The organism is Achromobacter colocynthidis, from assembly GCF_057334535.1.
In genome coordinates, this window is sequence record NZ_JBHFIZ010000013.1 from 61946 (window position 1) to 85966 (window position 24021).

General features: G+C 63.3%; 22 protein-coding genes. 6 read left to right on the top strand and 16 right to left on the bottom strand.

What is annotated here, in order from left to right; translation table 11 throughout:
- Nucleotides 1-45 precede the first annotated feature (45 nt).
- The 16 genes from ACE04A_RS05305 to rpsB form a co-directional block, all read right to left on the bottom strand.
- Nucleotides 46-834, bottom strand: coding sequence for a TrmH family RNA methyltransferase (locus ACE04A_RS05305; RefSeq protein ID WP_448715793.1), 789 nt, complete (start codon nucleotides 832-834; stop codon nucleotides 46-48).
- Nucleotides 831-1439: a ribonuclease HII gene (gene rnhB, locus ACE04A_RS05310; protein WP_404976316.1), complete on the bottom strand. Its 609-nt coding sequence runs from the start codon at nucleotides 1437-1439 to the stop codon at nucleotides 831-833. Before rnhB ends, ACE04A_RS05305 begins: the two co-directional genes overlap by 4 nt.
- The gene (gene lpxB / locus ACE04A_RS05315; RefSeq protein WP_485819916.1) at nucleotides 1426-2622 is read right to left on the bottom strand and encodes a lipid-A-disaccharide synthase; all 1197 of its coding nucleotides are present in this window, start codon (nucleotides 2620-2622) and stop codon (nucleotides 1426-1428) included. The genes rnhB and lpxB overlap by 14 nt, the downstream gene beginning before the upstream one ends.
- On the bottom strand, nucleotides 2619-3413 hold the full coding sequence (gene lpxA / locus ACE04A_RS05320) for an acyl-ACP--UDP-N-acetylglucosamine O-acyltransferase (RefSeq protein WP_259248356.1): 795 nt from the start codon (nucleotides 3411-3413) through the stop codon (nucleotides 2619-2621). The genes lpxB and lpxA overlap by 4 nt, the downstream gene beginning before the upstream one ends.
- Entirely contained in the window at nucleotides 3414-3869 is a 456-nt protein-coding gene (fabZ, locus tag ACE04A_RS05325) for a 3-hydroxyacyl-ACP dehydratase FabZ (protein WP_006219108.1), read from the bottom strand.
- A gap of 67 nt (nucleotides 3870-3936) precedes the next feature.
- On the bottom strand, nucleotides 3937-5034 hold the full coding sequence (gene lpxD / locus ACE04A_RS05330; protein ID WP_259248375.1) for a UDP-3-O-(3-hydroxymyristoyl)glucosamine N-acyltransferase: 1098 nt from the start codon (nucleotides 5032-5034) through the stop codon (nucleotides 3937-3939).
- 17 nt (nucleotides 5035-5051) lie between these two features.
- A complete protein-coding gene (locus ACE04A_RS05335; RefSeq protein ID WP_046807180.1) occupies nucleotides 5052-5612 on the bottom strand; it encodes an OmpH/Skp family outer membrane protein in 561 nt (186 codons plus the stop codon).
- Nucleotides 5613-5720: 108 nt separating this feature from the next.
- A complete protein-coding gene (gene bamA, locus ACE04A_RS05340) occupies nucleotides 5721-8054 on the bottom strand; it encodes an outer membrane protein assembly factor BamA (protein WP_259248383.1) in 2334 nt (777 codons plus the stop codon).
- Nucleotides 8055-8107: 53 nt separating this feature from the next.
- The gene (rseP, locus tag ACE04A_RS05345) at nucleotides 8108-9439 is read right to left on the bottom strand and encodes an RIP metalloprotease RseP (protein ID WP_259248388.1); all 1332 of its coding nucleotides are present in this window, start codon (nucleotides 9437-9439) and stop codon (nucleotides 8108-8110) included.
- Nucleotides 9440-9482: 43 nt separating this feature from the next.
- A complete protein-coding gene (locus ACE04A_RS05350; protein ID WP_259248394.1) occupies nucleotides 9483-10682 on the bottom strand; it encodes a 1-deoxy-D-xylulose-5-phosphate reductoisomerase in 1200 nt (399 codons plus the stop codon).
- Nucleotides 10679-11536 (bottom strand): phosphatidate cytidylyltransferase, encoded by an 858-nt coding sequence (locus tag ACE04A_RS05355; protein ID WP_259248395.1) that lies wholly within the window; start codon nucleotides 11534-11536, stop codon nucleotides 10679-10681. Before ACE04A_RS05355 ends, ACE04A_RS05350 begins: the two co-directional genes overlap by 4 nt.
- A 52-nt stretch (nucleotides 11537-11588) precedes the next feature.
- Nucleotides 11589-12353, bottom strand: coding sequence for a polyprenyl diphosphate synthase (uppS, locus tag ACE04A_RS05360; protein WP_259248403.1), 765 nt, complete (start codon nucleotides 12351-12353; stop codon nucleotides 11589-11591).
- 175 nt (nucleotides 12354-12528) lie between these two features.
- Nucleotides 12529-13089 carry a ribosome recycling factor gene (frr, locus tag ACE04A_RS05365; protein WP_100855474.1) on the bottom strand — a complete coding sequence of 187 codons (561 nt, stop codon included), beginning with the start codon at nucleotides 13087-13089 and terminating at the stop codon, nucleotides 12529-12531.
- 15 nt (nucleotides 13090-13104) lie between these two features.
- Nucleotides 13105-13821: a UMP kinase gene (pyrH, locus tag ACE04A_RS05370; RefSeq protein ID WP_046807187.1), complete on the bottom strand. Its 717-nt coding sequence runs from the start codon at nucleotides 13819-13821 to the stop codon at nucleotides 13105-13107.
- A 177-nt stretch (nucleotides 13822-13998) separates the two neighbouring features.
- Nucleotides 13999-14877, bottom strand: a complete 879-nt coding sequence (gene tsf / locus ACE04A_RS05375) for a translation elongation factor Ts (protein WP_050446559.1) — start codon at nucleotides 14875-14877, stop codon at nucleotides 13999-14001.
- A 181-nt stretch (nucleotides 14878-15058) separates the two neighbouring features.
- Nucleotides 15059-15808 (bottom strand): 30S ribosomal protein S2, encoded by a 750-nt coding sequence (gene rpsB / locus ACE04A_RS05380; protein WP_259248421.1) that lies wholly within the window; start codon nucleotides 15806-15808, stop codon nucleotides 15059-15061.
- A gap of 786 nt (nucleotides 15809-16594) precedes the next feature.
- Here rpsB and map point away from each other — a divergent pair.
- The 6 genes from map (at nucleotide 16595) to dld (ending at nucleotide 23946) form a co-directional block, all read left to right on the top strand.
- Nucleotides 16595-17416, top strand: a complete 822-nt coding sequence (gene map, locus ACE04A_RS05385) for a type I methionyl aminopeptidase (protein ID WP_259248423.1) — start codon at nucleotides 16595-16597, stop codon at nucleotides 17414-17416.
- Between the two features lie 17 nt (nucleotides 17417-17433).
- Complete coding sequence (locus ACE04A_RS05390; protein ID WP_279996894.1) at nucleotides 17434-20040, top strand: [protein-PII] uridylyltransferase; 2607 nt, start codon at nucleotides 17434-17436, stop codon at nucleotides 20038-20040.
- A 158-nt stretch (nucleotides 20041-20198) separates the two neighbouring features.
- On the top strand, nucleotides 20199-20912 hold the full coding sequence (locus ACE04A_RS05395) for a MarC family protein (RefSeq protein ID WP_050446563.1): 714 nt from the start codon (nucleotides 20199-20201) through the stop codon (nucleotides 20910-20912).
- Between the two features lie 51 nt (nucleotides 20913-20963).
- Nucleotides 20964-21446, top strand: coding sequence for a disulfide bond formation protein B (locus tag ACE04A_RS05400; RefSeq protein ID WP_259248433.1), 483 nt, complete (start codon nucleotides 20964-20966; stop codon nucleotides 21444-21446).
- A gap of 84 nt (nucleotides 21447-21530) precedes the next feature.
- Nucleotides 21531-22052 (top strand): M48 metallopeptidase family protein, encoded by a 522-nt coding sequence (locus ACE04A_RS05405; protein ID WP_100855470.1) that lies wholly within the window; start codon nucleotides 21531-21533, stop codon nucleotides 22050-22052.
- Between the two features lie 100 nt (nucleotides 22053-22152).
- Complete coding sequence (gene dld / locus ACE04A_RS05410) at nucleotides 22153-23946, top strand: D-lactate dehydrogenase (protein ID WP_448715791.1); 1794 nt, start codon at nucleotides 22153-22155, stop codon at nucleotides 23944-23946.
- The last annotated feature ends 75 nt before the right edge of the window (nucleotides 23947-24021 follow it).

A 24021-nucleotide genomic window follows, 5' to 3' on the forward strand; every position in this document is an offset into this window, starting at 1 on the left:
GGTGCGGGATGGCGCCTTGTCAGCGCGCCTGGTCAGCGCGCCTTATCAACGGCCTGGGGCGGCCAACGCCTGACGACGTTGCTCGAACAGGCACACGGCGGCGGCCGCGCCAACATTCAGCGACTCCACGGCGTCCATGTGATGCGGGATGCAGACTTTAAGGCTGGCCGCGGCCAGCAGCGCTGGCGCCACGCCTTGGCCTTCATGCCCGAAGACCCATGCGCACCGTTGCGGCAGGCTTCCTGAATACAGGTTTTGCGCGCCGTCCAGGGCCGTGGCCACCAAGGGCACCCGCAACTGCGCAAGCAGATCGGTCAGATCAACGTGCTCGTGAATAGACAGCGAAAAATGGGCGCCCTGCCCGCTGCGCAAGACTTTCGGCGACCAGGCGGCGGCCGTGCCGGTTGCCAGGAACACGCGCTTCACACCGGCGGCCGCACAGGTGCGCAACAAGGTGCCGACGTTGCCGGGGTCCTGGATACGATCGAACAGCACACAGTTTTCTTCCACGGTGGCCGGCATGTCCAGAATGGGCGGGGTCACCAGAAACGCCACGCCCTGCCCGCTTTCCACACTGGCCAAGGACTGCATCAGCCGAGCATCCAGGGCCAGGCAGCGCGACTCGGGCACGGCAGCCGCAAGCGCGGCGATGTCGGGCTGGGACAGGCGATCAACGTCGAAAATTGCTTGATCGGGCGCGCCATGGTGCTGCAACCAGGCTTGGCACAGGTGCACGCCATCAAGCAGGACGGGCGCGCCGCGCTTGCCTGCCGTACCGGCCAGCTTGGCCAGGGCCTTGACGGCTGGGTTCTCGCGAGAACTGATGTGCTTCATGACACCAGGCCGAATGCCTTGATGGGCGCGAAACTGCGCCGATGTTCGGCGCAGGGGCCATGTTCACGCAGCATCTGCAAGTGCAGCGCGGTGCCGTAGCCCTTGTGCTGGTCGAACGCATATTGGGGATACAAGCTATGCAGGCGCAGCAGATCGGCGTCGCGCGCCGTCTTGGCCAGAATGGACGCCGCCGAAATGGCGGGCACCAGCGCATCGCCCTTGATGACGGTTTGTACCGTGCAGCCCAGCTTGGGCGCCTGGTTGCCATCCACCAGCGCAAGCTGCGCCGGTATGGACAGCCCCTGCACTGCCCGCTGCATCGCCAGCATGGTGGCGCGCAGAATATTCAGGGTGTCGATCTCTTCTACGCTGGCGCTGGCAACGCACCAGGCCAAGGCGTATTCCTGGATCTCAAGCGCCAGGGCTTCGCGGGTGGCCGCCTTGAGCACCTTGGAATCCGCCAGCCCGTCGATGGGGCGCGCGGGGTTCAGGATCACCGCCGCCGCATAGACGGCGCCCGCCAAGGGGCCACGGCCCGCCTCGTCAACGCCGGCCGTCACCATGGCGGGCTGCACCGGGGCCGCGAACAGGTCAGGCTGCTCCACCCGCCACCTCCAGGATCGCCTGGGCAGCCAGGGCCGGCGTATCGCGCAGCAATTCCTGGTGCATGGCGGTAAAGCGGGCCTCAACACGGGCAATCAACGCATCGTCGGTCAACGACGCCCACGTCGCCTCCGCCAGTTTTTCCGGCGTGGCATCGTCTTGCAGCAATTCGGGTACCGCGAAGTCGCGCAGCAGCACGTTGGGCAGGCCCACCCAAGGCAGATATGGCCGTTGCTGCCCCGACTTCCAGGTCATGATGCGGCGCATCCACGGCGACAACACGTAGGAAATCACCATGGGCCGCTTGTACAGCGCCGTTTCCAGCGTGGCGGTGCCGCTGGCCACCAACACGGCATTGGCCGCTTCCATGACGGACCACGCCACCGGCGCCTTGCGATCGCCGCCAGCGCCGTGCAGATCATCAGCGGTAATGCAGCGCAAGCCGGGCACCGGGTGCTCGGCCAGAATCGCCTGGAATTCGGCGCGCCGCTGGTCGTTGACCATGGGCACGACGCATTGCAAGGCAGGATCTTTTTTCAGCAGCAATTGCGCCGCTTGAAGAAAGCGCGGCGCCAGCAGGCGGATCTCGGATGACCGGCTACCCGGCAGGATCGCCAGCACGCGCGCGTTCGGATCGATGCCCAGGCGGGCGCGCGCGGCGGCGCGGTCCGGCTGCATGGGAATGGCGCCGGCAAGCGGATGGCCCACATAGGTCACCGGAATGTTTTCCTTCCGGTAGATCTCTTCCTCGAACGGGAACAGCACCAGCATGTGCGACACCGACTCGCGGATCTTGTGGATGCGCTCGTAGCGCCACGCCCAGATGGACGGCCCCACGAAATGCACCGTGGGCGTACCGGCCAGACGCAGTTGATGCTCCAGCCGCAAATTGAAATCAGGCGCGTCGATGCCCACGAACACCTTGGGCGGCTCGGCCAGCCAGCGTCGTTTGACGTCGCGATAAGTGGACAGCAAGCTGGGCAGGCGCTTCAGTGCATCGACGTAGCCGAACACGGTCAGCGCATGCATGGGATGCCAGGTATCGAATTCGCGCGCCTGCATCTGCGGCCCGCCTATGCCTTCGCAGCGCACGCCAGCGTCACGCGCTTGCAGACCGGCAATGATACGACCGGCCAGCAAGTCGCCCGAAGGCTCGCCGGCCACCATGCCGATCCGCGTGTTCATGGACGAATGATGCCGCGCGACGCGACTTCCAGAAAATCAAGCATCGTTTGCAGGTGCTCGGCCGCTTCGGGAATTTCTTGTTGGCGCTTGTGCAATTCGGCACGCGCGGCGTCCAGCGGCAAACCCCGGCGATAGATGATCTTGTAGGCTTCGCGCAGTGCCGAAATCATCACCGGCGTGAACCCGCGACGCTTCAGGCCTTCGACGTTGACGCCCACCGGCCGGCACGGATTGCCCGCTGCCAGCACGAACGGCGGCGAATCCTGCATCAGCGAGCTGTTGCCGCCGGTCATCGTGTGGGCACCCACGCGCGCGAACTGGTGCACGCCGGTCAGGCCACCGATGATGGCCCAATCGCCCACATGCACGTGTCCGCCCAACTGCACCGAGTTGGCCAGGATCGTGTGGCTGCCCACGTGGCAATCGTGTGCAACGTGCACGTATGCCATGATCCAGTTGTCACTGCCCAGCGTCGTCTCACCGCCATCCTGCACGGTGCCCGTGTTCAGCGTGACAAATTCGCGCACGGTATTGCGGTCACCGATCGTCAAGCGCGTTTTTTCGCCCGCATACTTCTTGTCTTGCGGCATGCCGCCGATCGAGCAGTAGCGATAAAAGCGGTTGTCGCGCCCGATGGTGGTCACACCATCAATCATGCAGTACGGACCAATTTCGGTCCCGGCGCCGATGGTGACGTCTGGCCCCACCACGGCGAACGGGCCGATCACGGCGCTCGGGTCGATTTTTGCCGCCGGGTCAACGACCGCGGTAGGGTGGATGTTTCCTGCCATTTACTCTTCCAGGCTACGAATCGCGCACATCAGTTTGGCGGACGCCACTTCTTGTCCATCAACCGTTGCACGCGCAGCGTACTTACAGATGCTGCGGCTCAGGCGTTCGGCTTCGACTTCAATGCGCAGTTGATCGCCAGGCACCACGGGGCGGCGGAAGCGCGCGCCATCGACGCCGACCAGGTAGTAGGCGGTCTTGGAGCTATCGCACTTGAGCCCGCCGTTTTCGTCGGTAAACGAGAACAGCGCCGAGGCTTGGGCCATGGCTTCCACGATGAGCACGCCCGGCATCACCGGATGGTGGGGAAAGTGGCCGTTGAAAAACGGTTCATTGATCGAGACATTCTTGATGGCGACGATAGACTTGCCGGGCACCATTTCAACGACACGATCAATCAGCAGCATCGGATAACGATGCGGCAGCCTCTCCATGATCCCCTTGATGTCGAGTTCCATTTTTCTATGCTTTCCTGCGAGATGAAATTATTTTGGCGCGTGCACGCCGAGGCGGCAATCGCGCCCCTTAATCTTTTTCCAGCGTGCGCACGCGGCGGCGCAGTTGCGCCAACTGTTGTATCACGGCGGCGTTGCGCTGCCATTCTCCATGCTCGGCATACGGGAACACGCCCGTATAGCGGCCTGGCTTGTTAATGCTGGAGGTGACCGCCGTGCCACCTGAAATGTGCACGTCGTCGCCCAAGGTCAAATGGCCGGATAGCATCGCGGCGCCGCCGATGGTGCAGCGTTCGCCGATGGTCGTGGACCCCGCGATGCCGACGCATGCCGCTACCGCGGTGTGCGCGCCGATGCGCACGTTGTGCGCCACCATGATCTGGTTGTCCAGCTTGACGCCATCGGACACCACGGTGTCGTCCAGGGCTCCCCGGTCGATGGTGGTGTTGGCCCCGATTTCGACATCGTTACCCACGGACACGCCACCCAACTGGGGAATCTTGCCCCAAGCGCCCTGCCCCAGCGTCGGGTCCGGCGCAAAGCCAAAACCGTCCGCGCCCAGCACGGCGCCGCTGTGGATGATGGCCCGTTCGCCAACCTTCACGCCTTCGTAAAGGGTGACGTGTGCGTGCAGGCGGCTGCCCGCGCCAATGGACGAACCCACCCCAACAACGCAGCCTGGCCCAAGAATGGTGTCGCGACCGATGCGCGCACCCGCTTCCACCACGCAATTGGGGCCAATACGCACACCCTCTTCGAGGACGGCATCAGGCGCCACAACGGCGGAAGGATGCGTGGACCCCGGCAGCGCCGGCCGACGCGCGGCGTCGAACCATTGCGCCACGCGGGCGTACAGCAGATAGGGATGTTTGCAGACCACCAGCGCAAAGGGAGGCCGAACGGCCCCCTCGGCTTCCAGCGCTTCGGCCACGTCTGCCGAGACGATGACCGCCCCCGCCTGCGTGGACCCCAGTTGACTCTGGTAGCGCGGGTTGGCCAGGAAAGTAATTTCCTGGCTACCAGCCGAAGACAAGGTCCCGATACCGCGGACCTTGAAGGGTTCTACGCCGGGAGGCGCGCTGATGCGCCAGTCCATACCCTGGGTATTGGCGGCGCTCAACAGTGCTTCAAGGGTCGGCGCGCGAGCAAGATCCAGTAAAACCGGCATGGTGCGACGGGTACTGCTTACTTGCCCAGGCTCTGAATCACCTTGTCGGTGATGTCGATGCGCGGGTTGACCGTCACGGCGTCCTGGATGATCAGGTCGTAGCTTTCTTGCTCGGCGATGCGCTTGATGGCCTCGTTGGCCTTCGTGACGATGCCCGAGAATTCTTCATTGCGACGGCGATTGAAGTCTTCCTGGAATTCACGACGCTTGCGTTGCAGGTCGGTATCCAGGTTGGACAGTTCGCGCTGGCGCTTCACACGATCCGACTCCGACAGAACCGGCGCGTCCTTGTCGAACTTCTCGGCTTGCGAACGCAGGCTGTTGTTCAGGCGCTGGAGTTCGTCGTCGCGCTTCTTGAATTCGGCTTCGATCTTGCTTTGCGCCGTCTTGGCCGGACCCGATTCACGCAGAATCCGTTCAGTGTTGACGAAGCCGATCTTGGTGTTTTGAGCCTGCGCGGGAATCGCAGCAGCCGAACCGAGAATGAGCGCACCCACCAGGGCAATGGAGCCGCCCAGCTTGCCACGGCGCTTGGCGCGCGGCGTATTCGATGATTTAAGTGCGAAATCAGACATCATGAAAATCTCACCTTCCGTAAGGCAAAGCCAAAGTGTGTATTGTGCCACTAAACAGCAAGGGAGCCGGCCCATGGGGCCCCTCCCTTGTTTTCAAGCGTAACGGCGCGCTTAGAATCCGGTACCGATCTGGAACTGGAAGCTTTGCTTGTCGTCGCCCTGCTTGGAGTTAAGCGGACGGGCGTAAGACAACTGCAACGGCCCCATCGGCGACTGCCACGACAGGCCGATACCTGCCGAGAAACGCCAGCCGCAAGGATCTTCGACCTCGGTATTGTCGCGGCCGCGGGTGCAGCTCAGACCACTGCCGGCAGCAACCTGGCCCGCGTCGCTGAAGATGAACCAGCGCAGCGTACGGTCCTTGCTGGCGCCCGGGAACGGCAGATACAACTGGGCGTTGGCCACGATACGGCGCGTGCCGCCCAGATAGTCGCCCGTGAGCGTATCGCGCGGACCCAGCGACGACCCTTCGTAGCCGCGAACGGTGCCGATACCGCCGGCATAGACGTTCTTGATGACCGGGTAGTCCTTGCTGCCGTAGCTGCGGCCCCAATCCACCATGCCGTTCAAGGCCAGCGTGTAGGAACCGCCCAAGGGCACGAAGTACTGCTGCTGACCCGTCAGCATGGTGTATTGCAGGTCCACCGTGGACACGTCGGCCTTCAGGCGCGTGTACGAACCGCTCGTGGGCGCCAGGGCGCTGTCTCGGGTGTCCTTGGACCAGCCGGTGCTGAAGATGACCGAGTTGGTCGAATCGCCGTACTGCCCCACGAAGTCCTTGTAGGCCTGCGGCGAATTCGTGAACAGGTCGATCTGGTTGTGCTCGAAGTTCGCGCCCAGGAAGATCCGGTCGTACTCGGAAATCGGAATACCGAAGTTCATGCCCAGGCCGATGGCCTTGACGCGGTAGTCACCGTCGTTGTTGTTCCAGGGCTCGGTCACGCGGTAGTACGCGGACGTGGTGCGGCTGATGCCGTCCTTGGTCCAGTACGGATCGGTGTGCGACAGCACGATCGCGCGGTTCGTCTTGCTGGTGTTCAACTGCAGCGTCAGGTTGGTGCCGCTGCCGAATACGTTGTCTTCGCTGATACCGGCCGACAGAATCGCCTTTTCAGACGAGCCGTAGCCCACGCCCAGGTTGATCATGCCGGTAGGCTTTTCCTTCACGTCGACGTTCACGTCGACCTGGTCGGGCGAGCCCGGAACCGGATCGGTCTTGACGTTGACGTCGCTGAAGTAGCCCAGGCGGTCGACACGGTCGCGCGAGGTCTTGATGTCTTTCGCGTCATACCAGGCGGCTTCCTGCTGGCGCATTTCGCGGCGCACGACTTCGTCGCGCGTGCGGGTGTTGCCGCCGATCTGGATGCGGCGCACATAAACACGGCGGCTCGGATCGACGTAGAACGTCAGGTCGGCTTCGTGCTTGGCGCGATCCAGTTGCGGGTTCGGGTTGACGTTGGCAAACGCGTAGCCCAGTTCACCCAGGTAATCGGTAATGGCCTTGGCGGAATCGTTGGCCTTGGCGGCCGAGAAGGTCTCGTCCGGCTTGACCTGCACCAGCGCGTTGATTTCCTTGTCCAGGCCCAGCAGGTTGCCGGCCAGCTTCACGCTGCGCACCTTGTAGGGCTCGCCTTCGTGAACGGTAATCGTGATGCGGATATCTTTGCGGTCGGGTGAAATCGTGACCTGCGGGGGCTCGACCGAGAACTCCAGGTAACCCTGGTCCAGGTAGAACGAGCGCAGGCGTTCCAGATCGCCTTCGAGCTTTTCGCGGGAATACTTGTCGGTATCGGTGTACCAGGTCAGCCAGCCCGGCGTCGTCAGCTTGAATTCGTCGAGCAGATCGCTTTCCGAAAAAGCCTTGTTGCCGACGAAGCGGATTTCCTGGATGCGGGCGACATCGCCTTCGAACACGTCGAAGCTCACGCCAACGCGGTTGCGCGGCAACGGCGTCACGGTGGACGTGACTTCAACGCCGTACTTGCCCTTGGACAGGTATTGCTGCTTCAGTTCGTATTCCGCGCGCTCAAGCATGGAGCGGTCGAAAATGCGGCCTTCGGCAAAACCGACCTGCCCCAACGACGTGGTGATCGCCTTGGAGTCGAATTCGCGCATGCCGTTGAAATTGACGGAGGCGATGGTCGGCCGTTCCTGCACCACGACCACAACCACGTTGTTGTCCGTCTGGATCTGGACGTCGGTGAAAAAGCCCGTGCCGTAAAGGCGGCGGATGGCCTCGGTCGCTTCTTCTTCGGTGAATTTCTCGCCCACTTTCACGGGGAGATAACCGAAGACGGTGCCGGCGTCAGTCCGTTGAATCCCTTCTACGCGGATATCCCGCACGACAAAAGGGTCGAAGGCTTGGGCCATGGCCGGCAGCATTAATGCGGCGATGAGACCCGGCAGTACACCCTTTTTGTGATGAAACATCCGGCGAAAAGACATCCTTGACTATCCTCGGTCGTGCAAATGGCGGGGGATTTTATGCTAAATCGCGATTAGGTGAATAAACGCGTGAAATCGTTAAACAGCGCAAGCCCCATAAGGCCTGCCAATAAACCTATGCCGGCGCGCTGTCCAATATCGATCCACCTCGCTGGCGGCGGGCTACCCCGCACAATTTCGACGAGATAGTACAGCAGATGGCCGCCATCAAGCATAGGAATGGGAAGCAAATTTAATACACCCAAGCTGATACTGATCAACGCAATATAGGCGATATACGCAACAATGCCGATTCTGGCGGTCTGGCCGGCATAGTCCGCGATAGTGACCGGACCGCTGACATTGCGCCACGAGACATCGCCCGTAACCATGCGGCCCATCATGCGCAGCGAAAACCAGGCCGTGTCCCAGGTGCGCACCGCACCCAGCCACACGCTTTCGAACAAGCCATAGCGCACGGTCACCATGGGCACGTCGCCGCCCAACTGGACGCCCAGCCGGCCGATTTCCTGGCCGTTCACCACTTCGGGGCGCGGCGTGACATTCAGCGAAATATTGGCGCCATCGCGCAGCAAGGTCAGCGTCAGCGTCTGGCCGGCGCTTTGCTGGATCTGCTTGATGACCGAGCCCGTTTCCGGCGTGGGTTGGCCGTTGATGGCGACGATGGTGTCACCGGTGCGCAGCCCGGCTGCCTGGCCTTCGCCGCCGTCGTTGACGGCGCGCACGCCAGGCTTGGGCTGAGCCAGGCGGATACCGGCCGCGGCAAGCGGGTCGCCGGCGGAAGGGTCCATGGCGTTGGGCGGCAAGTTCAGTTCACGTTGCTGGACCGAGCCCGACGGGGTGCTGACTTCAACCAGCGCGCGGCCACCGGTGGACAGGACGTCCATCAGGCGCCAGCGCGCGTCCGACCACGACGCGACTTCCTGGCCATCAATGGCAAGGATGCGGTCGCCAGCCAGCAGGCCGGCCTGCGCGGCAGGCGATTCAGCGGTGGGTTGGGCGATGATGGCCTGCGGTTCGTCCGTACCGGCCATGTTCAGCCCGGCATACAGGAAGACCGCAAGGATCAGGTTGAATAGCGGGCCGGCCGCGACGATGGCGATGCGCTGGCCAACCGGCTTGTTGTTGAATGCGCTGGCGGCCTCGGCCGGCGTGGCGCCGGCGGGCGCTTCGTCTTGCATCTTGACGTAGCCGCCCAGCGGCAAGGCGGACACGGCCCATTCCGTGCCATGCTTGTCCGTGCGGCGCAGAATGACCTTGCCGAACCCCAACGAGAAACGCAGCACTTTCACGCCGCACAGGCGGGCCACCCAATAGTGTCCCAGCTCATGGAAGGTGATCAGTGAGCCAAGCGCTACCGCAAAGGCCAGCAGGGTGAAAAGCATGGGGATCGGGATCTAGGGAATCAGAAGCAAGCGGGGCCAGCCGTCAGGCCAGCCCAAGGTTACCTGCGAAGGTGCGCGCATCAGCGTCCAGCGCCAGCACTTCGTCAAGACTGTTGAGCGTAACAGATGCTTGCCCCGCCTGCCACTCCAGGGTGGCTTCGATCACGCGCGCGATCCAGGTGTAGGGAAGACGGCCGTCCAAAAACGCCGCAACGGCGACTTCATTGGCGGCGTTGAGCGCAACGCAGGCGCCCTGCCCGGCCCGCAAGGCGTCAAAGGACAAGGCCAGACAAGGAAACCGAGCCAGATCGGGCTTTTCGAAATCCAGGCGACCCAGGCGGGTCAGATCCAACGGCCCGACGCCGCTTTCCAGACGTTCAGGAAAGCCCAGCCCGTAGGCAATGGGGGTACGCATGTCGGGCTGGCCCAACTGTGCCAGCACGGAGCCATCGTCGTACTCAACCATGGAATGCACGACGCTTTGCGGGTGCACCACTACTTCGATTCGGTCGGCGGGCATGGCGAACAGCCAATGCGCCTCGATCACTTCCAGCCCCTTGTTGAGCATGGTCGCCGAGTCCACCGAGATCTTGCGGCCCATGCTCCAGTTCGGGTGGGCGCAGGCTTGAGCGGGGGTCACATCGTGCAGGTCTTCGAGATCGCGCCCGCGGAACGGGCCACCGGAGGCCGTTAGCAACAGGCGGCGTACGCCCGGCGCGGGCGCGTCAGGCGCCTGGGCCCGCCCGCCGTGAGGCAGACACTGGAAAATGGCATTGTGTTCGCTATCGATGGGAAGCAGTTCCGCGCCGTTGTCGCGCACGGCCCGCATGAAGAGCGAGCCCGCGGCGACCAGCGCTTCCTTGTTGGCCAGCAACACGCGCTTGCCGCTACGCGCGGCGGCAAGCGCGGCGGGTAAGCCGGCCGCGCCCACGATGGCCGCCATGACCGAATCGCACTGCGGGTCCGCCGCCGTATCGGCCAGCGCCTGCGCGCCCACACGGATGTCGGGCATGGGCTGCGCGCCCGTCCAGGCGGCGATGAATCGCTTGCGGGCGGCCGCATCCGGCACCACGACCACGGCGGCGCGGCTGGCCAGGGCCTGCTCAGCCAGACGCTCCATCCGGCTGTGGGCGGACAGCGCGTAAACCCCCAGGCGTTCAGGGTGGCGGGCAATCACATCCAGCGTGCTTTCACCGATCGATCCGGTCGACCCGAGCACGACGACGCGTTGAAAAACCGTCAAAACAGCACTCCAGACAAAATTAGCGCAAACGGCGCGACGGGAAGAATCGCGTCGATTCGGTCATACACCCCACCGTGGCCGGGCAGCAGCGTGCTGGAATCCTTGCGACCCGCGCGGCGCTTGAGCAGCGATTCGAACAGGTCGCCCACGATGGACACCACGCCCAGCAACGCGGCAATGGGCAAGGCCAGCCAGAAGCTCCAGCGCTCCACCAGCGCGTGGCCAAACGAGCCGGCCCACAAGCTGGACAGCCCGATCCAGACCACCGCGCCCAGCACTCCGGCAATGGCGCCTTCGATGGTCTTGCCCGGACTGACCCTAGGGGCGAGCTTACGCTTACCGAAGGCGCGGCCGGCGAAATACGCGGCAATATCAGCCACCCAGACCAGCGCCAGCAGCGACACCACAAAGCCCGCGCCGCGCGCGACAAACATCTGCGCCAGCACGGCCCAGGCGGCAAAGGCGGCGGGTACGGAAAAGACGGACCAACCCAGGCTGGCGGGCGGCGCATCGGAACGGCCGCGAATCACGGCGGTAACGCCGCCGAACAGCCAGACGGCGGCGACGGCGGGCACCACATAGCGCAGCACCCAGGCCGGATCGCGCCAACCCACGCCACCACCGGCAAGCCAGGCCGAGGCAAGCGCCAGCATGCCGGCGAACAGCAGCACGGCGACGCCGATGGAAATCAAGGGGGACGGAGGCTGGGGCAGCGTCAGGCGCAGCCATTCCCAGTTGGCGCAGGCGGCGGCCAAGGCCAGCAAGGCGACAAACCACCAGGGGTTGGCGCTGATCATCGCGGCGGCCAGAATGGCCAACAGAATGACGGCGGTAACGATACGCTGGCCCAACATATGACGGTCTCCTCGTGTGCTGCTCTGGAAAGACGCGCTTGTCGCCGTCTGCTTACTGCGCGCCGCTTTCGTTGACTTGCGCGCTGGTGCGGCCGAAGCGGCGTTCGCGGGTGCGATACCAGTCAAAAGCCGCTTGCAGCTCGGCGGCGCCAAAATCCGGCCAATAGCGGTCCGTGAAGTAGAACTCCGCGTAAGCCATCTGCCAGATCAGGAAATTGGAAATGCGCTGCTCACCGCCGGTGCGGATGAACAGATCGGGCTCGGGCGCCCACGACATCGACAGATGCCGAGCCAGGCGCTCTTCATTGACTTGCTCGGGGTGGGACGCAAGCTCGGGTTCGGCTGCCAGCATCGCGCGGGTGGCCTGAAGAATGTCCCAGCGTCCGCCGTAGTTGGCGGCAACCGTCAGATGCAGGCGGTCGTTGTGCGCGGTACGTGCCTGCGCGGCCATGATCAGCTCTTGCAGGCGGGGTTCGAAGGCGCTCAGGTCGCCAATGACATGCAAGCGCACGCCCTGCTCGTCCAGCTTGCCGATCTCGCGCTCCAGCGCCTGCACGAACAGGCGCATCAACAGCGAGACTTCTTCGGCGGGCCGGCGCCAGTTTTCGGAACTGAAGGCGAACAACGTCAGGTAGCGCACCCCGGCGCGCCCACAGGCCTCGACCACGCGACGCACGGCCTGCACGCCCTTGGCATGGCCGGCAGTGCGAGGCAGCAGCCGCCGCGTAGCCCATCGCCCGTTGCCATCCATGATGATGGCGACGTGTTCGGGTATGTCGCGAGTATCGGGAACCGCCTGGGTCGAACTGGTTGCCATGGGTGTGGGGCTGCGCGGAAGGCCGGCGAAAATCAGAAATACGGGAGAAAAACCTGCGCCGTCGTTCCATTGCTGCATAGCGGTGCTGCGAAGCAATGGTAAGGACGGCGCATAGGCAAGAAAATCCTGACGCCGGGGAAAACGGGCTATCCGTCTACCCCGAAACAATCACGGATTATACGGTCATGATTTCTGCTTCTTTCTGGACGACCATCTTGTCGATGTCCGTCACGGCACGATCGGTCAGCTTTTGGACATCGTCCTGGGCGCGACGCTCGTCGTCCTCGGAGATCTCCTTGTCCTTGACCAGCTTCTTCAACGCTTCGTTCGCTTCACGGCGCAGGTTGCGCACGGCGATCTTGGCGTCTTCGCCTTCGCTGCGCACGACCTTGGTCAGGTCACGGCGGCGCTCTTCGGTCAGGGCGGGCATCGGCACGCGGATGGTGTCGCCCATCGAGATCGGGTTCAGACCCAGATCCGATTCACGGATAGCCTTTTCAATCGGGCCGGCCATTTGCTTTTCGTAGGGCTGCACGCTGATGGTGCGGGCGTCCACGAGGTTGACGTTGGCGACCTGACCGACCGGCACGGGCGAACCGTAGTAGTCGACCTGTACGTGGTCCAGGATGCCGGTGTGGGCGCGGCCCGTCCGGATCTTGCCCAGGTTGATCTTGAGCGTATCAAGCGACTTGGCCATCCTGGCTTCGGCGGATTTGCGGATTTCTGCTGCGCTCATGGAATTTCCTTTTCTTTAAACGTGTACCAACGTGCCTTCGTCTTCGCCGCTGACCACTCGCTTGAGCGCGCCGGACTTATTGATCGAAAACACTTTGATCGGCAGTTTCTGGTCACGGCACAACGCGAAGGCCGTGGCGTCCATGACTTCCAGACGGCGCACGATCGCTTCATCGAAGCTGATGCGCGAATAGCGCGTCGCGGTGGGATCCTTGTTGGGATCCGCACTGTAGATGCCGTCCACTTTGGTGGCTTTCAACACGATCTCCGCGCCGATTTCGGCGCCACGCAAGGCGGCGGCGGTGTCGGTCGTGAAGAAGGGGTTGCCCGTGCCCGCCGCGAAGATGACGACCTTGCCCTCTTCGAGGTAGCGCAAAGCCTTCGGGCGGATGTAGGGTTCGACGACCTGATCGATGTTCAGGGCGGATTGTACGCGGGTGTCGATACCCTTGTGCTTGAGTGCGTCTTGCAACGCAAGCGCGTTCATGATGGTGGCCATCATGCCCATGTAGTCGGCGGTGGCGCGGTCCATGCCCTGCGCACCCGGGGCGACGCCACGGAAAATGTTACCTCCGCCAATGACGATGGCCAGTTCGACGCCGGTGGCGGCGACTTCGGCGATCTCATCGGTCATGCGGACGATGGTGGAACGGTTGATGCCAAAAGCATCCTCGCCCATCAGCGCCTCGCCGGAAAGTTTGAGAAGAACCCGTTTGTATGCTCTGCTGCTCATAGGTGATATCCCGAAGAACAATCCGACGAAAGTGTAAGACAAGAATGAGGGAACCCCCTCAATGCCGCGGATTCGCCCTCTGCCCAGGAGGTTTTCCCCCATGGACCGGCCCCGCGGCGTAAAAAGGCCGGACTAGAATTTAATCTAGTGCCGGCCTTTAAGCACTACCCCTGACGGTTAGGCTGCGCCGGCGGCGGCAGCGGCAACCTCAGCGGCAAAGTCGCTGGTCTTCTTCTCGATACCTTCGCCGACAACAAACAGCACGAACTTGCTGATCGAAGCGCCATTGGCCTTCAGATGCTGTTCGACCGTGTGCTTGTCGTTCTTGACGAAAGGTTGCGACAGCAGGGTCACTTCCTTCAAGAACTTGGCGACCGAACCTTCAACCATCTTGGCGACGATGTCAGCCGGCTTGCCGGATTCGGCAGCCTTCTGCTCGGCAACCGAGCGCTCGGCGGCGATGTCGGCCGGGTTCACGCCGTCGGCGTTCAGGGCCTTGGGCTTGGTGGCGGCGATGTGCATCGCCAGGTCCTTGCCCACTTCCTCGGCGCCGGAGTATTCCACCAGCACGCCGATCTTGCCGCCGTGCACGTAGCTTGCCAGCGCGTTCGGCGTCTCGATGCGCTCGAAACGGCGGATCGAGATGTTTTCGCCGATCTTGCCGATCAGGGCGGTACGGGTCGTTTCAACGGTGCCTTCACCGAACGGCAGGGCCGACAGAGCGGCGACGTCGGCCGGGTTCTGCGTGGCGACCAGTTCAGCCAGCTTGTTCACGAAGCCGACGAAGTCGTCGTTCTTGGCGACGAAGTCGGTTTCGCAGTTGATTTCAACGACGGCGCCTTGCTTGGCATCGGCGGAGATGAACAGACCGATCAGGCCTTCGGCGGTGACGCGGGCAGCGGCCTTGCTGGCCTTGTTGCCCAGCTTGACGCGCAGGATTTCCTCGGCGCGAACCAGGTCGCCTTCGGCTTCCGTCAAGGCCTTCTTGCACTCCATCATGGGCGCGTCGGTCTTCTCGCGCAGTTCCTTGACCAGGGCAGCGGTAATTTCAGCCATGTTTGCTCCAAATTTTGCTAAGACACGCCCCGGCTCGCCGGGGCAGTGATTTGATTCGATGGGACGCCCGCCAGTGGCGGGCCAGGAAGATGGGAGCCCACCTTCGCAGTGCCGGCGAGGCGGGAGCGGTTCTGTTTCAAAAGCCGCTCCCGGACACTAACCGCCGGACATGACAGCAGGCTTAGGCCTGGTTGTCCTGCACTTCGACGAACTCTTCCTGACCTTCACCCAGCTCTTCGACCAGACCGTTCATGTTCTGTTCGCGGCCTTCCAGCACGGCGTCGGCGATGCCCTTGGCGTACAGCGCGATGGCCTTGGCCGAGTCATCGTTACCCGGGATGACGTAGTCGATGCCGTCGGGCGAGTGGTTGGTGTCAACCACGGCGACCACGGGGATACCCAGCGTCTTGGCTTCGGCGATGGCAATCTTGTGGTAGCCGACGTCGATGACGAACATGGCGTCAGGCAGACCGTTCATGTCCTTGATGCCGCCGATCGACTTGTTCAGCTTGTCCAGTTCGCGTTGGAACAGCAGGCCTTCCTTCTTGATCATGCGCTCGGCGCCGCCTTCGGCAACGACGACTTCCATGTCCTTCAGGCGCTTGACCGAGGTCTTGACCGTCTTGAAGTTGGTCAGCATGCCGCCGAGCCAGCGGGCGTCGACGAAGGGCATGCCGCAACGAGCGGCTTCGGAGGCGACCAGCTCGCGAGCAGCGCGCTTGGTGCCGACAAACAGGATGTTGCCGCCGCGAGCAGCCAACTGCTTCACGAACTTGGTGGCTTCCTGGTACTTATCAACCGTCTTTTCCAGGTTGATGATGTGAATCTTGTTGCGGTGACCGAAGATGTACGGAGCCATCTTGGGGTTCCAGTAACGGGTTTGGTGACCAAAGTGGACACCCGCTTCCAGCATTTCGCGCATCAAAGACATGTAATTCTCCAAGGGTTGATTTCTTGCGCCGCACCTGCATCAGCCTCTGGCTGACACCCTGGGTGGTGAGACGCGCGATTTCCCGCAACACGCGGGATGGACAAAATTTTAACCGGGCCGACCGATCACTGCCGCAATAAAACTACTGCTTCCGCGATAAACCCAGACGACCGACACAACAGGAACCCTGCACCGCACACTTGCTCATGCTTGTTCTACACAAGCAGGCGCTGAGCCAGACACTCCAGGAGATTCCTGGAAGTTTCCGGGGTTCAGCGCACCCGGACTTGTTTTGTTGGCAGCGAAATCCAGCTCTTCACATTCAGGCTTGACGCCCTCTTGCGCATCAGGCCACCAGGGCATTTCTTCAAAAAACCCGAAGGTTTTCAAGAACTTAATCTGGCGCCCATACCGAACCTGCATCGCCGCTCAAAAACATGACCGGGCTTACAAGCACGCCGTGCCCCAGCTTTGTTGGCCTTGACTGATCCACACAAATCCTGCCCGTACCTTAAAACTCCGCGTGCTCTTTTCAGTACCTGGCAACCTGCCCGATTTCGCTCCACAACCTTCGCTTGCGGTGAAACTTCAGGGCTTGCTACCGATCTCATGAAAAGTCCACTCGGGGCACAAAGAGACTGGCGAAATCCATGTGGTCCGTTTTCGACCACCTTTGCCAGGATCGGCTCTTGCCGTAACCCGATTGCTCCCCAAAATTTTAGGGAAGCCTATAATTCTACTATTCTTTCAAGCAGACATTCAAGCGAGAGATCGTCAAGTTACTCCATGGGCACAATTACCAATCCGGCCGACCTGGCCAAGATGCGCGCCGCCTGCCAGGACGCCGCCAAAGTTCTCGATTTCATCACTCCCTACGTGAAGCCGGGTGTCACCACCGGAGAGCTGGACCGCCTCTGCCTGGAATACCTGACTGACGAATTGAAGGTCAAGTCCGCCACGGTGGGCTACGCCCCGCCCGGCTACCCGCCCTTCACCGGCGCCATCTGTACGTCGGTGAACCACCAGGTCTGCCACGGCATTCCGGGCGACAAGGTGCTGAAAAACGGGGACTCGCTCAATATCGACGTCACCATCATCAAGGATGGCTGGTTCGGCGACACCAGCCGCATGTACGCCGTGGGCGAACAGTCCATCTTGTCGCGCCGCCTGACCGAGATCACCTTCGAATGCATGTGGAAGGGAATCCAGCAGGTGAAGAACGGCGCCACCCTGGGCGACGTGGGCAACGCCATCCAGAAGCATGCGGAATCCAACGGCTTTTCGGTGGTGCGCGAATTCTGCGGCCACGGCATCGGCCAGCGTTTTCATGAAGATCCGCAGGTGCTGCATTATGGCAAGCCCGGGACGGGCGTGAAATTGGTGACGGGTATGTTGTTCACCATCGAACCCATGATCAACGCCGGCCGCCGCGAAATTCGCCAGCTTGCCGATGGCTGGACGGTCGTGACCCGCGACCACAGCCTGTCGGCGCAGTGGGAACATGCCGTCTGCGTCACCGATACCGGCTATGAAGTGCTGACGCTGTCGCCCGGCATGCCGCAACCGCCGGCTTTCATCAAAGAGCCCATCGTCATTCCCGCCGTGTAAGGCTCCGCCGCCCGCCCATGACCGCCGAATTCCTCAGTTCCCTGCGTGAACGCATTCAGCAAGCCCGACGCGCCGCGGTAACCCAGTTCCGCGAACACGAGCGGCCGGACACGTTGCTGTCCGAATTGCGGCGCATCGTGGACGCCGCGCTGCGCGACCTGGTCAAGCATTGCCCGCTGCCCTTGGGCGCCACGCTGGCGGCGGTGGGCGGTTATGGCCGGGGCGAGCTGTATCCGCATTCCGACGTCGATCTGCTGATTCTGCTGCCGCACGCCCCCACGCCCGAAGAGGAATCGGCCATTGAACGGCTGGTGGCCTCGTTGTGGGACCTGGGCCTGGAGCCGGGCCACAGCGTACGCACTATTGAAGACTGCGAACGCGAGGCCGATGCCGACATCACCGTGGAAACGGCGCTGCTGGAATCGCGCTGGCTGGCGGGCAGCCGCATCCTGATGCGCAAGTTCGACGCCGCCACGAAGTCGCGGCTGGATCCCCGCGCCTTCTTCCGCGCCAAGCGGGTCGAGATGCAGCAGCGCCATGCGCGCTATCACGACACGCCCTACGCGCTGGAACCGAATTGCAAGGAATCGCCCGGCGGCTTGCGCGACCTGCAAGTCATTCTATGGATGGCGCGTGCCGCGGGCTTCGGCAATAGCTGGCGCTCGGTGGCGCAAGCGGGCTTGCTGACGTCTTCCGAAGCGCGCGACCTGCGCAAGGCGGAACAGGCCTTCAAGCGCTTGCGCATTGAACTGCACCTGCTGTCGAAGCGCCGAGAAGACCGCGTGCTGTTCGATCTGCAACCGGCGCTGGCCGAGGTCTACGGCATCCACGCCACCGCCACCCGGCGCGGCAGCGAACTGCTGATGCAGCGCTATTACTGGGCTGCGCGCCTGGTGACGCAGTTGAACGGCATTCTGGTGCAGAACATCGAAGAGCGGCTGTTCCCCCGCCCCGATAGCGATGCGCGCGACATCGACGACGACTTCCGCAACCTGCGCGACCGCCTGGACATCATTCGCGACGACGGCTTCGAACGTAATCCCACCCTGCTGCTGCGCGCCTTCCTGGTGATGCAGCAACACCCCGAGCTCACCGGCATGTCGGCGCGCACGCTGCGCGCCATCTGGCATTCGCGCCATCGCATCGACGCGCAGTTCCGCCGCAACCCGGTCAACCGCAAGCTGTTCTTGCAGATCCTGCAGCAGCCGCGCGGCATCGTGCACGAGCTGCGCCGCATGACCATGCTGAACATCCTGCCCCGCTACCTGCCGGTGTTCCGCCGCATCGTGGGCCAGATGCAGCACGACCTGTTCCACGCCTACACGGTGGACCAGCACACGCTGGCCGTGGTGCGCAACCTGCGCCGCTTCACCATGCCCGAGCACGCCCAGGAATACCCGTTGGCCAGCCAATTGATTGCAGGGCTGGACCGACACTGGCTGCTATACGTGGCGGCGCTGTTTCACGACATCGCCAAGGGCCGGGGCGGCGACCACTCCGAACTGGGCGCCCGCGAAGTGCGCAAGTTCGCGCAAGACCACGGCATGGATCCCGAAGACGCCAAGCTGGTGGAGTTCCTGGTGCGCCAGCATTTGCTGATGTCGGCCGTGGCGCAAAAGCGCGACTTGTCCGACCCGGCGGTGGTGCAGGAATTTGCCGCCACCGTCAAAGACGAACGCCATCTGACGGCGCTCTATCTGCTGACGGTGGCCGACATCCGCGGCACCAGCCCCAAGGTCTGGAACGCCTGGAAGGGCAAGCTGCTGGAAGACCTGTACAAGCTGACCCTGGCCGCGCTGGGCGGCGCCCATGCGGACGCCCACACGGTGCTGACCGAGCGCAAGGAAGAAGCGGCCCGCCTGACGCGCCGGGCCGGCCTGCGCGACGACGCCCGCGAAGCCTTCTGGAACCAGTTGGACGTGGCCTACTTCCTGCGCCACGACGCCTCGGACATCGCCTGGCACACGCGCCACCTGTATCACCAGGTGGCGCCTACGCAGGCGGTGGTCAGGGCGCGCCCCACCGAGCAAGGCGAAGGCCTGCAGATCATGGTCTACACGCGCGACGCGCCGGACCTGTTCGTGGCGATCTGCGGGTACTTCGACGCCAAGAACCTGTCCATTCAGGACGCGCGCATCCACACCACGCGCCACGGCTGGGCGCTGGACAGCTTTATCGTGCTGCTGCCCGAAGGCGCCAGCGATCTGCGCGCCCAGGCCACGCTGGTGGAACACGAACTGGCCGAGCGCCTGAAAGACCCGCACGCGGCCGCCCAGGCGCAGCCCAGCCGTGGCGGTTACTACGGCCGCAACCGGCAGTCGCGTGTGTCGCGCGTGTTCCCGGTCATGCCGCAAGCCGAGCTGCAGCCGGACGAGCGCAGCACGTCGTGGCGCCTGTCCGTTACCGCCACTGACCGCCCCGGCCTGCTGCACGCACTGGCGCGCGTATTCGCCCAGCACGAGATCAACCTGCTGATGGCCAAGATCATGACGCTGGGCGACCGCGTGGAAGACGTGTTCATCGTGGATGGCTCGGCGCTGGCGCGCCCCCGCATCCAGATGCAGTTTGAACGCGACATCCTTGACGCGCTGGCCGGCGACGAGGCGCAACAACGGGTGGCCTGATCGCGTGGCTTGATTGGGTGGCTTGAATGGGTGGATTGACCGGGTGGATTGACCGGGTGGCTTGATCAGGGGCTCCTGATCGGGCCGCCCGATCAGGTCACCAACCCTCGCCCGAAGCGCATACAATCCGGGTTTTCGGCCAGGCGATACCCGCTCCCATGCAGCTCAACGACTATCTGCGCGTCTTCGGTGGCAGCTTCTTTTTTGCGCTGGCCACGCTGCTGCCCTTTTTGAACCCCCCCGCCATTGCGCCCATCTTCCTGTCGCTGACCGAGGGCGCCTCGTCGGCCACGCGCGTGGTGCTGGCCAAACGGGTGGCGGTCAACGTCTGCCTGATGCTGATCGTGGCCATGGTGGCCGGCAACGTGCTGCTCAGCTTCTTCGGCATTTCCTTGTCGATCGTGCGCGTGGGCGGCGGCATGCTGGTGATTGCCAGCGCCTGGCGGCTGGTGAATTCGCCCGACGCCGACACCGAGCGCGTGGCGCGCATGGCCGAATCGTTCACCCCCGAAATGGCGAAGGCGCGCGCGTTCTACCCGCTGACGTTTCCCATCAGTTGCGGCCCCGGTTCCATTGCCGCGGCCATCACCGTGGGCGTGTCCTTGCGCGACCAGAACCACGTGCTGAGCCTGGTGCGGCTGGGCGGTTCCATCCCGGGCATCATCGCGGTGTCCCTGACCCTTTATGTCTGCCTGCGCTTCGCCGCGCAGATGCTGCACCGTCTGGGCGACAACGGCACGGCCGTGTTCATGCGCTTGTCGGCGTTCATCATGCTGTGCCTGGGCGTGCAGATCTTCTGGGAAGGCGCGCGCGACCTGATGCTGGGTTTGTTGACGCAGGTGATGCAACCAATTCCGGTTCCCAAGGCCTAAGCGTTGGCCGGGCCGCGCGCCCGCATCGATCAATCTCAAAACAAGTTAAAAATGACTACCCGCTCTGAACGCCTGCTTCGCCTGATTGCCCTGCTTTGCTTCGGCGCCGTTGGCGTTGCCCTGATTTCCCAACACGTCTTCGACATGCCGCCCTGCGCGTGGTGCGTGCTGCAACGCTTGATCTACCTGGTGATTGGCGTGGTGGCGCTGGTTGGTGGCTTTGGCGGCGGCCGGGTGCTGACTCGCATCGCCGGCGCGCTGGCGGCACTGCTGTCGCTGTCCGGCGTGGTGGCGGCCTGGTACCAATACAGCGTGGCGGCCAACATGCTGTCGTGCGACCAGACGTTTGCCGACCGCTTCATGACCGGCATCGGCCTGGAAGGCAACGTACCGTGGCTGTTCGGCATTTTCGCCACCTGCATGGACGCCAAGGTGCCGGTGCTGGGCATCGAATATGCCTTGTGGAGCCTGGCGCTCTTCGTGGTCTTGTTCTTCATGGCGCTGCCCGTCGTCTTCGGCCGCGCCCGAGCCTGAATCCAAACGCGGACGCGCGCCTGACAACACCGCGCCGGTTGCGCCGCTTAAGGCGGCGCGGCCACGCGGAGGTCTACTCAAGCTGTGACTACCCTGAAATACCTGACCGGCTATCCGGAACCCCTGCTCGTCCAGGCCCAAACGCTGCTTGAGCGCGGCAAGCTGGGCGCCGCCCTGCTGTCGCGTTACCCGGATGGCCCGCACGATGTCCGCACCGACCGCGCGCTGTACCAGTACGTGACGGACCTGAAGAACACCTATCTGCGCAACGGCGACCTGATCAATAAAGTTGCCTACGACAGCAAGATCCATGTGATTCAGCATGCCCTGGGCCAGCACACCTACATCTCGCGCGTGCAGGGCGGCAAGCTGCGCGCCAAGCACGAGATCCGGGTGGCGACGCTGTTCAAGACCGTGCCGGCCGAATTCCTGAAGATGATCACCGTGCACGAGTTGGCGCATCTGAAAGAGAAGGACCACAACAAGGCCTTCTACAACCTGTGCCTGCGCATGGAACCGCACTATCACCAATACGAATTCGACCTGCGGCTCTACCTGACGCACCTGGAGGCCACGCGCGAATCTTTGTGGGCGCCCAAGGGCTGACTGGCCGCCGCCCCTGCGTGAATCTTCGGTATGATGGCCCCGCGCGCGATGCCTCGCACGCCATCGAACTTACGCCGAATCCGGCCACGTCCCCACTACCATGACGCTTTCGTCCAACATGACCGAGGGCGCCGCCCTGCTGGCGCAACTGCGCGCCGTGGTCGGCCCCGCCCATGTACTGACCAGCGATTCGGCCACGCGCCGCTTTTGCAGGGGCCATCGCACCGGCGAAGGCAAAGTCCTTGCCGTGGTGCGGCCGGGCACGTTGTTGGAACAGTGGCGCGTGTTGCAGGCCGTGGTGCAATCCGGCCGCATCGTCATCATGCAGGCGGCCAACACGGGGCTGACCGGGGGCTCTACGCCAGACGGCGATCACTACGACCGCGACATCGTCCTGATCAACACGCTGCGCATTCCGGGCATTCAGCTTATCCGCGATGGCAAGCAGGTGGTTTGCCTGCCCGGCGCCACGCTGGATCGCCTGGAACAGGCGCTGGCGCCGCTGGGGCGTGAGCCGCATTCGGTGATCGGGTCGTCTTGCATCGGCGCGTCCGTGTTGGGCGGGGTGTGCAATAACTCGGGCGGCGCCTTGATGCGGCGCGGCCCTGCCTACACCGAACTGGCCCTGTACGCGCGCGTGGACGACGACGGCTCGTTAAGCCTGGTGAACCACTTGGGCATTGAACTGGGCGCAACGCCCGAAGACATCCTGACCCGCTTGCAGGCCGGGCAATATGGCCCGGCCGACATCCGCGATGACGCGGGCGCCGCGTCGGATCCGCGCTATGCGCAGCACGTGCGCCAAATCGACGAACCCACGCCGGCCCGCTTCAATGCGGACCCGTCGCGCCTGTTCGAGGCCTCGGGTTCCGCCGGCCGCGTCTGCCTGTTCGCCGTGCGCCTGGATACGTTTGAACGCGAACCCAGCACCGTCTTTTATATCGGCAGCAACCAACCCGACGATCTGACGGCCGTGCGCCGGCAATTGTTGGCCGAGCTGCCGCGCCTGCCCATCGCGGGTGAATACATTCATCGCGACGCCTTCGATATCGGCGCGCGCTACGGCAAGGACGTGTTCTTGCTGATCGAAAAGCTGGGCACGGCGCGCGTGCCGCAAGCGTTTGCCATCAAGAGCCGAGTCGATGGCATTTTCGAGCGCTTGGGGCTGCACGGCCTGGCCGACCGCTTGATCCAGGCCGCCACGGCGTTGTGGCCCCAGCACCTGCCGCGCCGCATGCGCGACTATCGTGATCGCTACGAACACCATTTGCTGCTGCGCGTGTCCAACGACACCGCCGACGCCACGCGCGCGTTCCTGCAACGGCATTTTGACGGACGCGCCGATGCAGCGTTCTTTGAATGCAACGCCGACGAAGGTCGCAAAGCCTTTCTGCATCGCTTCGCCATCGCGGGCGCGGCGATTCGCTATCGCGACACCCACCGCTCATCGGTCGAAGACATTGTGCCGCTGGATATCGCGCTGCGCCGCAACGACCGCGACTGGGTTGAAACGCTGCCCGCCGACATGGAACGCGACATCGTCCACAAGCTCTACTACGGCCATTTCTTCTGCCACGTGTTCCACCAGGACTACATCGTGCGCAAAGGCGTGGACCCGATCGCGATGGAACATCGCATGTGGGCATTGCTGGACGCGCGCCAGGCGGAATATCCGGCCGAACACAATGTGGGCCACTTATATGTCGCCAAGCCGGCACTGGCCGCGTTTTACCGGGACCTGGATCCCACCAACACGTTCAATCCCGGCATCGGGCATACCTCGAAGCTGCTGAACTGGGGCGCGTGCTGCGGGCAACAAGGCATGCCGGCCGCATATGGTGTCCGGGCCGACAGCTTTCAGACTGACGGCAACGAGGGCCCCGACGCCAGGTAGCGGGGGCAAGCAAACCCAGGCGTGCATAAAAAAATGCCGTTCACGCAAGTGAACGGCATTTTTACTGAGGCCCTA

What these genes read in the sequence shown, in the direction of transcription:
- ACE04A_RS05355 (WP_259248395.1), bottom strand. Translation starts at nt 11,536, where the DNA reads ATGTTGGGCCAGCGTATCGTTACCGCCGTCATTCTGTTGGCCATTCTG.
- ACE04A_RS05400 (WP_259248433.1), top strand. Translation starts at nt 20,964, where the DNA reads ATGACTACCCGCTCTGAACGCCTGCTTCGCCTGATTGCCCTGCTTTGC.
- rseP (WP_259248388.1), bottom strand. Translation starts at nt 9,439, where the DNA reads ATGCTTTTCACCCTGCTGGCCTTTGCGGTAGCGCTTGGCTCACTGATC.
- uppS (WP_259248403.1), bottom strand. Translation starts at nt 12,353, where the DNA reads ATGGCAACCAGTTCGACCCAGGCGGTTCCCGATACTCGCGACATACCC.
- tsf (WP_050446559.1), bottom strand. Translation starts at nt 14,877, where the DNA reads ATGGCTGAAATTACCGCTGCCCTGGTCAAGGAACTGCGCGAGAAGACC.
- fabZ (WP_006219108.1), bottom strand. Translation starts at nt 3,869, where the DNA reads ATGGAACTCGACATCAAGGGGATCATGGAGAGGCTGCCGCATCGTTAT.
- pyrH (WP_046807187.1), bottom strand. Translation starts at nt 13,821, where the DNA reads ATGAGCAGCAGAGCATACAAACGGGTTCTTCTCAAACTTTCCGGCGAG.
- ACE04A_RS05390 (WP_279996894.1), top strand. Translation starts at nt 17,434, where the DNA reads ATGACCGCCGAATTCCTCAGTTCCCTGCGTGAACGCATTCAGCAAGCC.
- ACE04A_RS05395 (WP_050446563.1), top strand. Translation starts at nt 20,199, where the DNA reads ATGCAGCTCAACGACTATCTGCGCGTCTTCGGTGGCAGCTTCTTTTTT.
- dld (WP_448715791.1), top strand. Translation starts at nt 22,153, where the DNA reads ATGACGCTTTCGTCCAACATGACCGAGGGCGCCGCCCTGCTGGCGCAA.
- ACE04A_RS05335 (WP_046807180.1), bottom strand. Translation starts at nt 5,612, where the DNA reads ATGATGTCTGATTTCGCACTTAAATCATCGAATACGCCGCGCGCCAAG.
- lpxA (WP_259248356.1), bottom strand. Translation starts at nt 3,413, where the DNA reads ATGGCAGGAAACATCCACCCTACCGCGGTCGTTGACCCGGCGGCAAAA.
- lpxB (WP_485819916.1), bottom strand. Translation starts at nt 2,622, where the DNA reads ATGAACACGCGGATCGGCATGGTGGCCGGCGAGCCTTCGGGCGACTTG.
- ACE04A_RS05305 (WP_448715793.1), bottom strand. Translation starts at nt 834, where the DNA reads ATGAAGCACATCAGTTCTCGCGAGAACCCAGCCGTCAAGGCCCTGGCC.
- lpxD (WP_259248375.1), bottom strand. Translation starts at nt 5,034, where the DNA reads ATGCCGGTTTTACTGGATCTTGCTCGCGCGCCGACCCTTGAAGCACTG.
- bamA (WP_259248383.1), bottom strand. Translation starts at nt 8,054, where the DNA reads ATGTCTTTTCGCCGGATGTTTCATCACAAAAAGGGTGTACTGCCGGGT.
- frr (WP_100855474.1), bottom strand. Translation starts at nt 13,089, where the DNA reads ATGAGCGCAGCAGAAATCCGCAAATCCGCCGAAGCCAGGATGGCCAAG.
- map (WP_259248423.1), top strand. Translation starts at nt 16,595, where the DNA reads ATGGGCACAATTACCAATCCGGCCGACCTGGCCAAGATGCGCGCCGCC.
- rpsB (WP_259248421.1), bottom strand. Translation starts at nt 15,808, where the DNA reads ATGTCTTTGATGCGCGAAATGCTGGAAGCGGGTGTCCACTTTGGTCAC.